The sequence below is a fragment of the Novosphingobium aquimarinum genome (assembly GCF_009746585.1).
GTDB classification, from domain to species: domain Bacteria; phylum Pseudomonadota; class Alphaproteobacteria; order Sphingomonadales; family Sphingomonadaceae; genus Novosphingobium; species Novosphingobium aquimarinum.
This window is the reverse complement of sequence record NZ_WRPO01000004.1, coordinates 164,887-179,160: the sequence shown is the minus strand read 5'-3', so window position 1 is coordinate 179,160 and position 14,274 is coordinate 164,887. Positions and strand designations below refer to the sequence as shown.

Genomic DNA, 14,274 nt, shown 5'->3' with positions numbered 1-14,274 from the left:
CCGGCGCGCCCTCAGAACTCCTGGCGCGCCGCCTCGCGTTCGGCTTGTCGTTCCGCTTGGCGCTGTTCGCGCGCTTCGATGCGTTCCTGCTGCCGCGCTCGCCGGCGTTCGACTTCTTCGGCGATGGCATCGCCGTCGATGCTGAAGCCTTGTTCGTCGAGCCGCACGTCGACCGGCACGCCGCCGAAATCGGCAGTGATCGTCGCTTGTCCGTCCTCGATCCTCAGCCGCGAATTCTCGCCCATCGGAATATCGCCGAGGTCGGGCACGTCGAGCGGTTCGACCGGGCCGCTGGGGTTGGCGGCAGGGGCGGGTCTGGCGGGCGGGGCCGCGACCTTGCCGGAGGCGCGGCGCATGAAGTCCTTCCAGATCCGCGCGGGCGCGCTCCCGCCCGAAACGCCGTTCAGGGGCGAGTTGTCGTCATTGCCGATCCACACCCCGACCACGTAATCGCCGGCATAGCCGACGAACAGCGCGTCGCGGTTGTCCTGGGTGGTCCCGGTCTTGCCGAAGTTCGGCCCGCTCAGCATCGCCGCGCGACCCGTGCCTTGATTGATCGCCGCGCGCAGCATGTCCTCGATCGCCGCGTGCTGACGCCGCGAGAGCGAATCGCGGCCGTCGAACAGCGAGCCGATGAAGCCCTTCTCTTCGACCGGGAACGCGGTGGGCGTGATCGGGAAGCTGTTGGCGGCGACCCCTGCATAAGCGGCGGTCAGTTCGAGCAGGTTCATTCCCGATGTGCCGAGGGCGAGACTGGGATCGCCGCGAGCGAGTTTGGACCGGACGCCGAGGTCGCGCGCGGTCTGGATCACCGCGCGATCGCCGACGTCCTTGAACAGTCGCACCGCCGCGACGTTGCTCGACCGCGCGAAGGCATCGGCCAGCGTTATCGTGGGCGAATAGCGCCCGCCGGCGTTGCGCGGCTGATAGGCGCCGGTGGTGAAGGCGGTGTTGTCGATCGTGTCGTCGGGCTTCCAGCCCTCGCGCAGTGCCGCGAGGTAAACGAACAGCTTGAACGTCGATCCCGGCTGCCGCTTCGCTTGCGTGGCGCGATTGAACGGGGTCTTCGCATAGTCGGTACCGCCGACCATCGCGACCACTTCGCCGTTGCGCCGCATCGCCACCAGCGCGGCTTGCGCGCCTTTCGGCCGATAGCGCGCGATCGCGTCGCGCGCCGCCGCCTGAAGCCGCGAATCGAGCGTCGTCGTCAGCGTCGAACGGACGTAGCCGCCTTCGGCCAGCTTGCGCGCCTCGGGCAGCGCCCAGTCGGCGAAGTAGGTCCCGGTCGGTACGTCGCGCTGGGTGCGTACGTCGAGCACCGGGGTCGGCAAGGCTTTCGCCTGGGCCTCGGTGAGGTAGCCTGCGTCCACCATCGCCGCGATCACCGTGCGCATCCGGCGTTCGGCCAGCTTGAAATTGTTGGTCGGCGCATAGCGCGACGGCGCTTGCATGAGCCCGGCCAACATTGCGGCTTGCTCGGGCTTCAGGTTCTCCGGCTTGCGGTAAAAGTAGTGCAGCGAGGCGGCCCGCAGGCCATAGGCGTTGTCACCAAAGTAGGCGTTGGACAGATAGCGCTCGAGAATCTCGTCCTTGGTCAGCCAGGCTTCGAGCCAGAACGCGATCAGCGCCTCGCGGGCCTTGCGCGTCATGCTGCGCTCGGGCGTGAGGAAAGTGAACTTGGCGAGCTGCTGGGTGATCGTGCTGCCGCCCTGGGTCCGGTCGCTGGTGAGATTGCCCCAGGCGGCGCGCGCGATGCCCCAGGGGTCGACCCCCCAATGATCGTAGAACCGCCGGTCCTCGATCGCGATAAAGGCCTGCGCTACGTGCGGCGGCAGCTCGCTCATGCGCACCGGGGCCTCGACGTTCGCGCCCTTGCGTGCGATCGGCGTGCCGTCGGCGGCGAGCAGCGTGATCAGCGGCGGTTCGACCGGCTCCAACGACTTCGAGAGCGGAGCGGTGATCGCCAGCCACGCCACCGCCAGGATGAGCAGCAACAGCACGGCCGCGGTCGCCCGCGAAAACCACCACCAGAAGCCGCGGCCTGTCCGGGCCGGTTGCTCTCCCTCGCCAGAGACGGGTTCGCCGGCCGCGATGTCCCAATCTTCCAGCTCTTCGGAGGGGTGGGGGGCGTGTTGTGAATCCATCGGTGGTCTGGCGCTGTCATACAGGCAAACCGGCATCGCAGGAAACCGGGTTATGACGAACGTCGATCCTGGCTCGACCTAACGCCCTGCCGCCGCATTGGCGGCATCGCTCGCCAGCTTGTCGACGCGTTCGTTCTCGACGTGGCCGTCGTGACCCCGGACCCATTGCCAATGCACCTTGTGGCGGCGGACCCCTTCGATCAGATCGTGCCACAAGTCGGCATTGCGGACCGGCTGCTTGCTGGCGTTGACCCAGCCTTTTTTCTGCCAACCGTGAATCCATTTGGTCATGCCGTCGATCACGTACTTGCTGTCCGAATGGATCGTGACCTCGCAAGGTTCGATCAGCGCATTGAGCGCCTTGATCACCGCGGTCATTTCCATGCGGTTGTTGGTCGTATCGGCCTCCGAGCCCGACAATTCCTTTTCATGTTGCCCCATGCGCAAAAGTACGCCCCAGCCCCCGGGCCCGGGATTGCCCTTGCAGGCACCATCCGTAAAAATGTCCACCTGTTTCAAAATCTTCGTCCCGCGTTCAGATCACGTCTTGAAGATTCCGGCATGCCGGGGGTCGGCGTAGAACTCAAGCCTGCGTGCGAACGCCATGGGGTCCTTGGGCGTGACGAGGGCGTCTGCCGGGGTGTTCATCCAGTCGTAGGCGCGCGTCGCCAGAAACCGCAGCGACGCGGCGCGGCCGAGCAAGGGGAGCGCCTCGCGCTCTGCCGGCAAGAGCGGACGCACGGCAGCGTACCCCTCTAGCAGCGCGCGCGAGATCGCGGGATCGAAGTCGCGACCCGCATCCCCGAAACACCAGGCGGCGTGCGTCACCGCGATGTCGAACGCGGTCACATCGGTACAAGCGAAATAGAAATCGATGAGACCGCTCACCGTGTCGCCAAGCATCAGCACGTTGTCGGGAAACAGGTCCGCGTGGATCACCGATCGCGGCAGATCGCCCGGCCAGTCGCGCTCCACCGTCGCCAGCTCGCGCGCGACGAGATCGCCGAGCCCGGGATCGATGGTCTGCAGGCCGTCATGGCCGCACCCGTCGAGCAGCGAATGCCAGGCGGCAAGGTCCATCGAATTGGCGCGTTCCATCGGAAAATCGGCGGCGGCGAGGTGGACGCGAGCGAGCGCGGCGCCCACGGCGCGCGCTTGCGCGGGCGTGGGGGCACTGACCGAAACGCCGGGCAGGAACTCGATGAGCGCCAGGGCCTTGCCCTCGTGCTCGCGGTATTTGCAGTCGTCGCGATCGTGGATCGTGCGCGGCACAGGGCAATCGCGCGCGGCGAGATGATCGAGCAGGCCGAGGAAAAAGGGCAAGTCGGCGACTTCGGTCCGCCCTTCGTACATCGTCAGGATGAAGCGCTGCGAGGCACGATCGGCAGCTCGGGTTTCGATCAGCCAGTTGCTGTTGGAAACGCCTTCGGCAATCCCTTTTGCCGATACGAGCTCTCCGACATCGAACGCGCCAACGATCGCTGCCAGGTCCTCGGCGCCAAGCCGCGTGTAAACCGCCATGTCTGGTTCAGTCGACGAGTTGGCGCGGCAACTTGAACGTGATCCGTTCGCGCGCGGTCACGATCTCTTCGGCCTCGACCGTCCGCAGTTCGCGCAGGCGTGCCAATACTTCCTCGACCAATGCCTCGGGCGCGGAGGCACCGGCGGTAATGCCGAGAGTGTCGACGTCTTCGAGCCAATCGGCCTCGATTTCGCAGCCGCGCTGGATCATCCGCGCTTGCGCTCCGGACCGTTCGGCGACTTCCACGAGCCGCAACGAGTTGGAGCTGTTCGGGGCGCCGATCACCAGCACCATTTCGCAGCGCGGGGCAATTTCCTTGACCGCTGCCTGACGATTGGACGTCGCATAGCAGATGTCTTCGGCCTTGGGCGCGATGACTTGCGGGAAGCGCTCGTGGATCGCGGCAATGATCGCGGCGGTGTCGTCGACGGAGAGGGTGGTCTGCGTGAGATAGGCAAGCTCGGTCTCTTCGGGGACCTGGAGCCCGGCGACATCGGCTTCGGTCTCGATCAGGGTCATCGTGCCCGCCGGGACTTGGCCGAAGGTGCCGATCACTTCGGGATGGCCGGCATGGCCGATGAACAGGATGTGCCGACCCGCTTCGATCTGGCGTTCCGCCTGGCGATGCACTTTGCTGACGAGCGGGCACGTCGCATCGAGCCATTCGAGTCCGCGTTGGGTCGCGGCAGCCGGAACCGATTTGGGCACGCCATGTGCGGAAAAGATCACGGGCACGCCATCGGGGACGTCGTCCAGGTCTTCGACGAAGATCGCGCCCTTGGCCTTCAGGCCATCGACGACGTAGCGGTTGTGCACGATCTCGTGCCGCACGTAGACGGGCGCGCCGTACCGCGCCAGCGCGCGTTCGACGATCTCGATGGCACGATCGACTCCGGCGCAAAAGCCGCGCGGGGCGGCGATCAGGAGGTGGAGCGGGCGTTTGCCTGTGGGAAAGGGCGCATTCATCTCGTGGCATCTAGCGCTTTGCCGCCCGCCTCGCTAGGGCACCTGACCATGGAAATGCCAAGGACGACACCATGACCGTACGCCGCCGCCTAGCCGCAACCGCCCTGTGCGCTGCCGCCGCGATGGCCGGGCTGAGCGGATGTCGCTCCAAGGGCGACATCGTCGTGGACCAGGGCGTGGGTATCACCGCTGTGCGTTCGCGCTGCCCGGCGGTCGGAATTCCCGACTATACCGGCGATATCACACTCTTTCGCACCGCTGGCGCCAAGACCGCGGACAACATCGATCTGGTGGCGGCGATGACAAACGTGCGCTCGACCTGCAGCGAGAATGCCGACAAGGTCTACGCCAACGTGAGCTTCGACGTGCTGGCACGGCGCAACGATACCAGCACGGCGCGGCAAGTGAGCGTTCCGTTCTTCGTCAGCGTGCTGCAGGGCGGAACCTCGGTGGTGAGCAAGCGTGTCGGTCAAGTGACGCTGGACTTCGCGGCCGGTGCCGCCCGCGCGCAGGCCAAGGGCAGCGGCGGGGCCTATATCGATCGTTCCGCGGCGACTCTGCCCGACGAGGTTCGCGATCGAATCACGCGTAGGCGCAAGGCGGGCGATCTCGATGCTGCGGTCGATCCTCTGGCCGATCCCGAAGTGAAGGCGGCGGTTGCGCGGGCTTCGTTCGAAGTTCTCCTCGGCTTCCAGCTCGACGACGCGCAAGTGGCCTATAACGCCACGCGCTGAGGCGGATCCGTCAAGGCCGTCTCGATGGCGGCGCGGGCCGCGCGGGTGATCGTCTTGCGGTCGGAAAGGGCGGGGCCCACCAGTTCAGGCAGGATGGAGACGGTCGCATCGAATGGCCGGCGCCGGGCCAGGACGCGGAGAAAATTGTCGACTCCCGGTTCCTCGCCGACCCAGGCAATGTCCTGCATGTCGCGGCCGTAATCGATCGCCACGGGCACTACCGCAGTGTTTTGCGGCAAGGGAACGAGGGCGGAAACCAGCGCGGATTTGAACGGCAGAAGAGGTGCGCCGGGGCCGGTGGTGGCTTCGGGAAACAAGGTCAGCGCCCCGGTTTCGCACAGCGCCTGCCGCACTTGCTCGACTTGCGCCGCCACACTCCCGCGATCCGCGCGCGCCACAAAGACCGTATCGTTGAGCCGGCACAGCCATCGCAATGGACCGAAGGCGGCGAGACCATCGTGCGCGATGAACGCGCAACCGGTCGTGCTCGCAAGCACGCAGATGTCGAGCCAGCTGACGTGATTGGCGAGGAAGAACGCGCGCCCTTGCGGCAAGTCGCCTATCCGTCGGACCCGAACGCCTGCGATCCGCGCTACGCCGCCAAGAAAGCGCGCGGGCACGGGGTTGCGTCGTAAGAACGGTCGCAGCAGATAGAAGGCAACCAGCGCCACGAGCAGAAACCCGGCCATGGCGGCGATCCGAACGGCAACGCGCGGCCAGCGCGCCAGGGGTATTCGCTGGGCTCGGTCGCGCGGTTCCGAACCGCTCACTCGCGGCCCGCTTCGGCCTTCTTCTCGAGCCGGACGCCAAACAGTTCCATACGGTGATCCACGAGGCGAAAACCGAGGCGTTCGGCAATCTGACGTTGCAGCGATTCCAGCTCGGGATCGACGAATTCGATCACTGCACCGCTCTCCACATCGATCATGTGATCGTGATGGGCTTCGGGCGCCGCTTCGTAGCGCGCCCGCCCGTCACCGAAATCGTGGCGGTCGAGAATGCCGGCTTCTTCAAACAGGCGCACGGTGCGGTAGACGGTCGCGATCGAGATGCCGGGGTCGATCGCCGTCGCGCGCTCGTGAAGTTTCTCCACGTCTGGATGATCGACGCTCTCGGAAAGGACGCGGGCGATGACACGACGCTGTTCGGTGATACGCAGACCACGTTCCGCGCAAAGGGCTTCGATATCGATTGGCTGGTTCACGAAGGCTCCTTAACGGAAAATGCCGCACCCGCCAATCAGGCGGGCGCAGCATTTCCCCATACGCGCGGCCTTGCGGCCACACGTTCGCTGCATGAGAATTCAGCTCAAGCTGCGGATGTGGCGGAAGCCTTGGGCTTGCGTCCACGACGAGCATTGGGCTTGCGGCCAAGACCAATCTTCTTCGCGAGTTCGCGGCGCTTTTCGGCATAGTTCGGCGCGACCATCGGATAGTCGGCGGGAAGGTTCCAGCGCTGACGATATTCGTCGGGCGTCATGTTGTAGTGCGTCATCAGGTGGCGCTTGAGCATTTTCAGCTTCTTGCCGTCTTCCAGACACACGATGTAATCGGGCTTGACCGATGCGCGCACCGAAACAGCCGGTTCCGGCTTGGGCTGTTCGACCGTCTCGGCCGTGCCGAGGCCGGAGAGAGCGCCATAGACGTTGGTAATGAGCGAGGGCAGGTCCTCGACATTCACGTTATTGTTGCTGACATGCGCGGCAACGATATCGGAAGTCAGGGTAATCAGGGTTTCGCTCACGTCGGGGGCGATATTTTCCATTAAGGTGGCTTTCTTTATCTGAATGTGTGCGACCACATTTTTTTTGGTGCGAAGTTGATTCCGGGACTTCGCCTGAGCGAGCATGTACGAGCATTTTTGCCGATTACAAGACAGCTAAAGTAATGAATCGTGGATTTCCCCACAAATTACATGAAATCCGAAAAATCGAAACTGTCTGGCGCGGCTCTACAAGGTCCGCGCATACGTAATTGCGTCAATTCGGCTGCTTGTTAACGTTCGGTAATAATCGGCGCGCCTTCCGATCGACTGAAAACCATTCCCTTCGTAAAGCTGCTGCGCGCGGTTGCCCTCGCGCATTTCCAGGTAGACCCGTTCAGCCCCCCGTTCCTTTGCAGCATTCAGGTAAGCGCGAAGTAAACGCGCACCATGGCCTCTTCCCCTGTAAGCTGGGCGAACCGCGAACAGCAGCAGTTCTTCTTCGTCGAAGCCTCGTCGCGACAAAGCAAAGCCGATGCATTGCTCGGCATCGAAATGGAGCAGCGCATCGCAGTTGCCGATGCGCATGGCGTCTTCGACCTGGCGGCGAGTCCAGGCTTCCCGGTAGTGCGGATCGAATGCTTCGGACATGACCAGCATGATGCAATCGACGTCTTCGGGAACGGGGAGATGGCCGGGCAAGATCACCGGTTCAGGCCCGGCTGACGGATGGCCGGGCATCGGGTCCGCGACCGTAAAGCGGCACCAGCGATGCAGTGAGCTCGAATTCGCGAAGCTCGGCGAAGCGCCGCGCGTCGGGCAGGATCGACAAGGCGCGGCCCGATCCGCGCGCGGCCACCAGCGCATCGGCTTGCGATCCTGCGACGAGATCCTCGTCGATTTGCGCGACCGCCGTGGCCGGGGGAAGCGACGCCAATTCGCGGGTGACCTCGCCCGCGGACCCGAAGCCGGCGGTGAACCATTCCCCGTGCCCCCCGGTCGTGACGACCGCGACGGGTTGATTGCCGCAATCCGCCCGGGCCATCGCGGCGATCAGGGACAGTGTCGCAAAGCCTGCCAGTTCAGTGCGCCAGGCAAGTGCCAGGCCACGCGCCGCGGCCAGGCCCACTCGCACGCCAGTGAAGCTGCCGGGGCCGAGCGATACGACGATCCGCTCTGCGCGGCCGCGTCCGGGCAGTTCCGAAATCATCGGGACGAGCCTTTCGGCATGGCCTCGGCCCAGATGCTCCCAGGTCCCGGCAACGAGCTCGGAATCGTCGAACAGGGCGACCGAGCAAGCTTCGCTGGCGCTTTCGATCACGAGAGTGCGCACGGGGTCCTCGCCCGTCAGGTCCGCAGGCTCAGGCGGCCCGGACTTCGGTCACTTCAGGGACGTAGTGCTTGAGCAGCCCTTCGATCCCCTGCTTCAGCGTCGCGCTCGACGAAGGGCAACCCGAACAGGCACCCTGCATCGCGAGATAGACCACGCCGCCGCGAAAGCCGCGATAGACGATGTCGCCGCCATCGTTGGCGACGGCCGGCCGCACGCGGGTTTCGATCAGATCCTTGATCTGCGCGACAACATCCGCATCGGCGGGATCGTCGTCCATCTCGGTCTCTTCGGCAGGAACCGAAATGCCCGAAGCGTCGCCGCCTGCGAACAGCGGCGCACCGGACACGAAATGATCGAGCAGGATTGCCACCACTTGCGGTTTCAATCCCGCCCACTGGACACCGGGTGCAGCGGTGACCGAAACGAAATCACGGCCGAAAAAGACCCCGGTCACGTCGCCCAGATCGAACAATGCTTCGGCCAGCGGCGAAGCGGCCGCAGCTTCCGGATCGGCGAATTCGCGGGTTCCATCCGGCATCACTTGCCTTCCGGGAAGGAATTTCAGCGTTGCGGGGTTGGGCGTCGTTTCGGTTTCTATGAACATGTTAGCGATTTAGGTCCTGGGGCGTTGCGGTCAAGTGCACGATAGGCCTTATAAGAAAGAGTTCGCAGGCTCGTCGCACCACGACGAGCCACCAAGATTCATTCCAATTCACTGGTCCTTAAGGCAGCGCGACCCTATACCAGTCGGATGTCTAATATTTCGCGCGCCGCCGTCGCGCTCGCCATCAGCCTCGCTCAGATTTCGACGACTTCGTCGCTCGCCAGTGCCCGCGACGGTCAGGTTCTGTCGCCGCCGATCAAGGCCTCCGACGCGCCTTCGGCAGTTCCCGTCGATAATGGTGGCTCAGCCGCCAACCAGGTGCCCTGGCTCTACCGGGGCAGCGATGTCCCGCCCGATCTGGATTGGAAGTTCGGCGAACTCGACAACGGTTTGCGTTACGCGGTGCGCAAGAACGGCGTGCCCCCGGGGCAGGTCTCGATCCGCATCCGGGTCGATGCCGGATCGCTCTACGAGACCGATGCCGAGCGCGGCTATGCGCACTTGCTCGAACACTTGCTGTTCCGCGAATCCAAATACATCCCCGATGGCGCCGCGATCGCGACGTTCCAGCGGCTCGGCGCCTCGTTCGGCAGCGACACCAATGCCGAGACGACGACGACGCAGACGGTGTACAAGCTCGATCTGCCCGATGCGACGCCGCAGTCGCTCGACGAGACGTTCAAGCTGCTTTCGGGCATGGTCACCGCGCCCAAGCTGAGCGCGTCCAACATCAAGTCGGACCTGCCGATCGTTCTATCCGAAATGCGCGATCGCGGCGGTGCCGCCAAGCGCGTGCAGGAAGCGATGCAGTCGACCTTCTACGAAGGCCAGCCTCTGGCCGAACGCTCTCCGATCGGCACGCTCGACGTTTTGAATGCCGCCACGGCGCAAAGCGTGCGCGCTTTCTATCAGCGTTGGTACCGCCCGCAGAACGTAGTCGTGATCGTTGCCGGCGATGCCGAGCCCGAAGTCTTCGCCGCCGAGATCGCCAAGTGGTTCGGGGCGTGGAAACCGGCAGGCAAGGCCACGGCGGCGCCAAGCTTCGGCGATCCGATCGCACCCGAAGCCGTACCCGTCGCCGCGGCAGCCACACACGGCAGCAAGACGCCGATGGCGATCGAAGGATATACCCCGCCACCGGTGGGGCAAACCAAGGTTCTCGTCGAGCCGGATCTGCCGAGTTCGGTGACTTACGCCATTCTGCGGCCGTGGCGGCAAGTCGATGACACGATCGTCTACAACCAGGGCTTGATGACCGATGCGCTGGCGCAGGCGATCATCAACCGTCGGCTGGAATCGAAGGCGCGCATGGGCGGCTCGTTTCTCACCGCGCAAGTCAATCAGGACGACGTCGCGCGTTCTGCCGATGCGACCTTCGTGCAAGTCACCCCGCTGACCGATGACTGGCAGTCCGCACTCAAGGACGTGCGCGCGGTGATCGCGGATGCGCTGGCAAACCCGCCGACGCAGGCCGAGATCGATCGCGAAGTCGCCGAACTCGACGTTGCATTCCAGGTGCCGGTCGAACAGCGTCGCCTGCTGCCCGGCGCGAAGCTTGCGGACGACCTCGTCAACGCGCTCGACATTCGCGAGACGGTGGCCGCGCCCGATGCCGTTCTGCGCATCTTCCGCGAGACCGTTCCGCTGTTCACGCCCGCAGCGGTGTTGCAGCATACCCGCCAGCTGTTCGAAGGCACGGTGAACCGCGCCGTGTTCGTGACACCCAAGCGCGGGCTCGCCAACGATGCCACGTTGCGCACCGCGCTGATCGATCCGGTCGCAGCCGACAGCAGCGTGCGCCTCGCATCGACCGAACCGGTGTCGTTCGACAAGCTGCCGGCGATCGGCGCGCCGGGTCAGATTACTTCGGCCGCGCCCACCGGTTTGCTGGATATTCAGCAGATCGAGTTTGCCAACGGCGTCAAGGCACTGCTCTGGCCGGTCAAGGAAGAGCCTGGACGCGTGACGGTGAAAGTGCGCTTCGGCGGCGGCTATCGCGCGATCGCGCCGAAGGACGCACCTTACGTGACGCTGGGCGAGATGGCACTGGTCAGTTCCGGGGTCGCGACGCTGGGCCAGGAAGAGCTCGACCGTATCTCGACCGGGCGTAAGATGGGCTTCAAGTTCGACGTCGAAGACGCCGCGTTCCAGTTCACCGCCGAAACGCGCCCCGCCGATCTTGCCGACCAGCTCTATCTGTTCGCTGCAAAGCTGGCGCTCCCGCGTTGGGACGAGAACCCGTTCCTGCGCGCCAAGGCGGCGGCCAAGATCCAGTACGAGGCGTACTCGACATCACCGCAAGGCGTGCTCAACCGCGATCTGCAATACTATCAGCGTGGCAAGGACCCGCGTTTCGAGACGCCGACTCCGGCCGAAATCGAGAAGACGACGCCCAAGGGGTTCGAGCGTGTCTGGAGCGAAGCGCTGGCGAGCGGCCCCGTCGAAGTGCAGATCTACGGGGACTTCGACCTGGCCTCGACCGTATCCGCCTTGCAAAAGACTTTTGGCGCCCTGGCGCCGCGGACTGCGACTCAACCGCCTGCCGCGCTGGCGCAGATCAAGGAACCGATGCCGTCGGACAAGCCGGTGGTGCTGCGCCATCGCGGCGACCCCGACCAGGCGGCGGCGATCATTTCCTGGCCGACCGGGGGCGGATCGATGAACATCGTCGAATCGCGTCAGCTCGAGATTCTCACGCAACTGTTCACCAATCGCCTGCTCGACGCCGTGCGCGAGAAGCTGGGCGTGTCCTACGCGCCGTATGTCTATTCGACCTGGCCGGTGGACATGGCGGCGGGCGGTTCGATTACCGCGATGGCGCAAGTCGAGCCTTCGGCGGTGCCGGTGTTCTTCCAGACCGCCGACGAAATCGCGCAGGATCTCATCACCAATCCGCCCACCGAGGACGAATTGGCCCGCGTGATCGAGCCGCTGCGCCAGCAGGTAACCCGCGCCGCCTCGAGCTCGTCGTTCTTCATGGGGCAGATCGAGGGCGCGACCTACGATCCGGGGCGGTTGGCTTCGGTGCGTTCGGTGCTGATGGATTACACCGTGACGACGCCGCAGAAGATGCAGGCGCTCGCCGCGCGCTATCTGGGCAAAGACAATTCCTGGCGTCTGGAAGTGCTACCCGAGGCAACGAAGGTTGCGGCGAACCAAGGCAGTGCAGGAGCGCCCAAAGTGTCTGCGCGTTAATGCAGCGGGGCGGGTGGCGCGCTCAATCTTTGGGTCCGGTCTTTCGGTCGAGCATCCAGAGGTGGAAAAGATGCGTGGCCACCAAAGACAGCGCGACAAGGAAAACGACCGGGATCTCTAGCCCTTCCTGGCCGGGGTGCGGTTCGAGTGTGGCGACGGACACGACGACAGCGGTGAGGATGACGGCGGCCAGGCCAGGAGTGAAGGCCAGCGCCAGCTTGCGCGGTGCGCTCCAGGTCGGCTTGCCCTGCAGCGACCACTGCATCGGCAGGCGTTCGAGATGGCGAAATCGGTGATCCGCGCGGACCGAAAGCAGAATGAGCGCGCTGAGCGCTGCGATGCAAATCATTAGGGCCGCGATAAATTCCAGCATGTGCGTGCCTCCCTTTCGGTTAGCCAATGTCTCAAATCGCGTGGCACCATGCAAATCCCGCTACGATTGGCGTAGACGGCCATTGCGCATTTCGTCCTCTCGCTTTGCAATTCGTGCGCCGCGCCGCTATGTGGCGCGCCTTGCTTGCGGGACCCACTGATAGCGGCCCGCCCCTTGGAGTATTTGACGTGGCGACGAACTGGACACCGGAAAGCTGGAAAACGCGTGAAGCGCGGCACCTGCCTTCCTATGGCGACGAAGCGAAACTGGGCGAGGTCGAAGCCACGCTTGCGAAGTTTCCGCCGCTGGTGTTCGCGGGCGAAGCGCGCGATCTGAAGAAAGTTCTGGGCGAAGTCTCCGAAGGCCGCGGCTTCTTGCTTCAGGGCGGCGATTGCGCCGAAAGCTTCGCCGAGTTCACGGCCGACAACATCCGCGACACGTTCCGCGTGCTGCTGCAGATGGCGGTCGTGCTCACGTTCGCCAGCAAGCAGCCGGTGGTGAAGGTCGGGCGCATGGCGGGGCAGTTCGCCAAGCCGCGCTCCGCCCCGACCGAGAGCGTCGGCGGCGTCGAAATGCCGAGCTACTTCGGCGACATCATCAACGGCATCGAAGGCAATGCCGAAGCGCGTCGCAACGATCCCGAGCGGATGGTGCGCGCCTACACGCAGGCCTCCTCGACGCTCAATCTGCTGCGCGCCTTTGCGCACGGCGGCTATGCGAATCTGCGCCAGGTCCACCGCTGGACGATGGAGCACATCGGCCGCACGCCGCAGGGCGAGAAGTTCGAACAGCTTGCCGATCGCATCGGCGAAGCGCTCGACTTCATGACCGCGTGCGGGGTCGATCCCGAGACGGTGCCGCAGCTCGAAGGCACTGATTTCTACACCAGCCACGAAGCGCTGCTGCTGCCTTACGAGCAGGCGCTCACCCGCCGCGATTCGCTGACCGGCGACTGGTACGATTGCTCCGCGCACATGCTTTGGATCGGCGACCGCACGCGCTTCGAGAATTCGGCACACGTCGAATTCCTGCGCGGTGTCGGCAATCCGATCGGCATGAAGTGCGGCCCCAGCCTCGAGCCCGACGCCCTGCTGCGCATGCTCGACACGCTCAACCCCTCGCGCGAGCCGGGCCGGATGACGCTGATCAGTCGCTTCGGTCACGACAAGGTCGAGGACGGGCTGCCCAAGCTGGTGCGCGCCGTGAAGCGCGAAGGGCACCCGGTGGTCTGGTCGTGCGATCCGATGCACGGCAACGTGATCAAGACCGAGAGCGGCCTCAAGACGCGTCCGTTCGATCGCATCCTGTCCGAAGTGCGCGGCTTCTTCTCGGTGCACCGCGCCGAAGGCACGCACGCGGGCGGCATCCACATCGAGATGACGGGGCAGGACGTCACCGAATGCACCGGCGGCGCCATCGCCATCACCGACGAGGCACTCAAGGATCGCTATCACACGCATTGCGACCCGCGACTCAACGGCGCGCAGTCGATCGAACTGGCCTTCGAGATGGCGGACCTGCTCAATCTCGAAGCGACCGCCCGGCAGAAGCAGGCCGCCTGATCGCTAACTCGGACATCGCGCCCGCTAGCCCCCCACCAGGGCGAGCGGGCGCGACGCCTTCTGAAAATGCCCGTCTCCTTTCGGCTCGTGTCGAGGGAGCGAAACTTTGCGTCGCCCGTTCGCATGTGCCTGCCTTTTCG

At 64.8% G+C, this 14,274-nt stretch carries 14 protein-coding genes; 3 read left to right on the top strand and 11 right to left on the bottom strand.

Features of this window, described 5'->3' with window-relative positions; all coding sequences use genetic code 11:
• Positions 1-11 precede the first annotated feature (11 nt).
• The 4 genes from GQO94_RS06320 to ispH form a co-directional block, all read right to left on the bottom strand.
• Positions 12-2,144 (bottom strand): transglycosylase domain-containing protein, encoded by a 2,133-nt coding sequence (locus tag GQO94_RS06320; RefSeq protein WP_198045842.1) that lies wholly within the window; start codon positions 2,142-2,144, stop codon positions 12-14.
• A 78-nt stretch (positions 2,145-2,222) separates the two neighbouring features.
• Positions 2,223-2,663 carry a ribonuclease HI gene (rnhA, locus tag GQO94_RS06315; RefSeq protein ID WP_156840324.1) on the bottom strand — a complete coding sequence of 147 codons (441 nt, stop codon included), beginning with the start codon at positions 2,661-2,663 and terminating at the stop codon, positions 2,223-2,225.
• A 21-nt stretch (positions 2,664-2,684) separates the two neighbouring features.
• Positions 2,685-3,665, bottom strand: coding sequence for a homoserine kinase (gene thrB, locus GQO94_RS06310; protein ID WP_156840323.1), 981 nt, complete (start codon positions 3,663-3,665; stop codon positions 2,685-2,687).
• 7 nt (positions 3,666-3,672) lie between these two features.
• Entirely contained in the window at positions 3,673-4,632 is a 960-nt protein-coding gene (gene ispH / locus GQO94_RS06305) for a 4-hydroxy-3-methylbut-2-enyl diphosphate reductase (protein WP_156840322.1), read from the bottom strand.
• A 71-nt stretch (positions 4,633-4,703) separates the two neighbouring features.
• On the opposite strand from ispH, the gene GQO94_RS06300 reads away from it, so the two are divergent.
• Positions 4,704-5,366, top strand: coding sequence for a hypothetical protein (locus tag GQO94_RS06300; protein ID WP_156840321.1), 663 nt, complete (start codon positions 4,704-4,706; stop codon positions 5,364-5,366).
• Here the strand turns inward: GQO94_RS06300 and GQO94_RS06295 are convergent.
• The 6 genes from GQO94_RS06295 to GQO94_RS06270 form a co-directional block, all read right to left on the bottom strand.
• The gene (locus GQO94_RS06295; RefSeq protein ID WP_156840320.1) at positions 5,348-6,055 is read right to left on the bottom strand and encodes a lysophospholipid acyltransferase family protein; all 708 of its coding nucleotides are present in this window, start codon (positions 6,053-6,055) and stop codon (positions 5,348-5,350) included. The genes GQO94_RS06300 and GQO94_RS06295 overlap by 19 nt on opposite strands.
• 77 nt (positions 6,056-6,132) lie before the next feature.
• Positions 6,133-6,570, bottom strand: a complete 438-nt coding sequence (locus GQO94_RS06290) for a Fur family transcriptional regulator (protein ID WP_156840319.1) — start codon at positions 6,568-6,570, stop codon at positions 6,133-6,135.
• A gap of 104 nt (positions 6,571-6,674) precedes the next feature.
• The gene (locus tag GQO94_RS06285; RefSeq protein WP_156840433.1) at positions 6,675-7,130 is read right to left on the bottom strand and encodes a MucR family transcriptional regulator; all 456 of its coding nucleotides are present in this window, start codon (positions 7,128-7,130) and stop codon (positions 6,675-6,677) included.
• Positions 7,131-7,316: 186 nt separating this feature from the next.
• A complete protein-coding gene (locus GQO94_RS06280) occupies positions 7,317-7,808 on the bottom strand; it encodes a GNAT family N-acetyltransferase (RefSeq protein ID WP_232332801.1) in 492 nt (163 codons plus the stop codon).
• Complete coding sequence (gene tsaB, locus GQO94_RS06275; protein WP_156840318.1) at positions 7,780-8,400, bottom strand: tRNA (adenosine(37)-N6)-threonylcarbamoyltransferase complex dimerization subunit type 1 TsaB; 621 nt, start codon at positions 8,398-8,400, stop codon at positions 7,780-7,782. Before tsaB ends, GQO94_RS06280 begins: the two co-directional genes overlap by 29 nt.
• A 28-nt stretch (positions 8,401-8,428) precedes the next feature.
• Positions 8,429-9,004 carry a NifU family protein gene (locus tag GQO94_RS06270; protein ID WP_156840317.1) on the bottom strand — a complete coding sequence of 192 codons (576 nt, stop codon included), beginning with the start codon at positions 9,002-9,004 and terminating at the stop codon, positions 8,429-8,431.
• 147 nt (positions 9,005-9,151) lie between these two features.
• Here GQO94_RS06270 and GQO94_RS06265 point away from each other — a divergent pair, with 147 nt between their 5' ends.
• Positions 9,152-12,199: a M16 family metallopeptidase gene (locus tag GQO94_RS06265; protein ID WP_156840316.1), complete on the top strand. Its 3,048-nt coding sequence runs from the start codon at positions 9,152-9,154 to the stop codon at positions 12,197-12,199.
• Positions 12,200-12,221: 22 nt separating this feature from the next.
• Here the strand turns inward: GQO94_RS06265 and GQO94_RS06260 are convergent, their stop codons facing one another.
• Positions 12,222-12,572 (bottom strand): hypothetical protein, encoded by a 351-nt coding sequence (locus GQO94_RS06260; protein WP_156840315.1) that lies wholly within the window; start codon positions 12,570-12,572, stop codon positions 12,222-12,224.
• 188 nt (positions 12,573-12,760) lie between these two features.
• Here GQO94_RS06260 and GQO94_RS06255 point away from each other — a divergent pair, with 188 nt between their 5' ends.
• Complete coding sequence (locus tag GQO94_RS06255) at positions 12,761-14,134, top strand: class II 3-deoxy-7-phosphoheptulonate synthase (protein WP_156840314.1); 1,374 nt, start codon at positions 12,761-12,763, stop codon at positions 14,132-14,134.
• Positions 14,135-14,274: the final 140 nt, after the last annotated feature.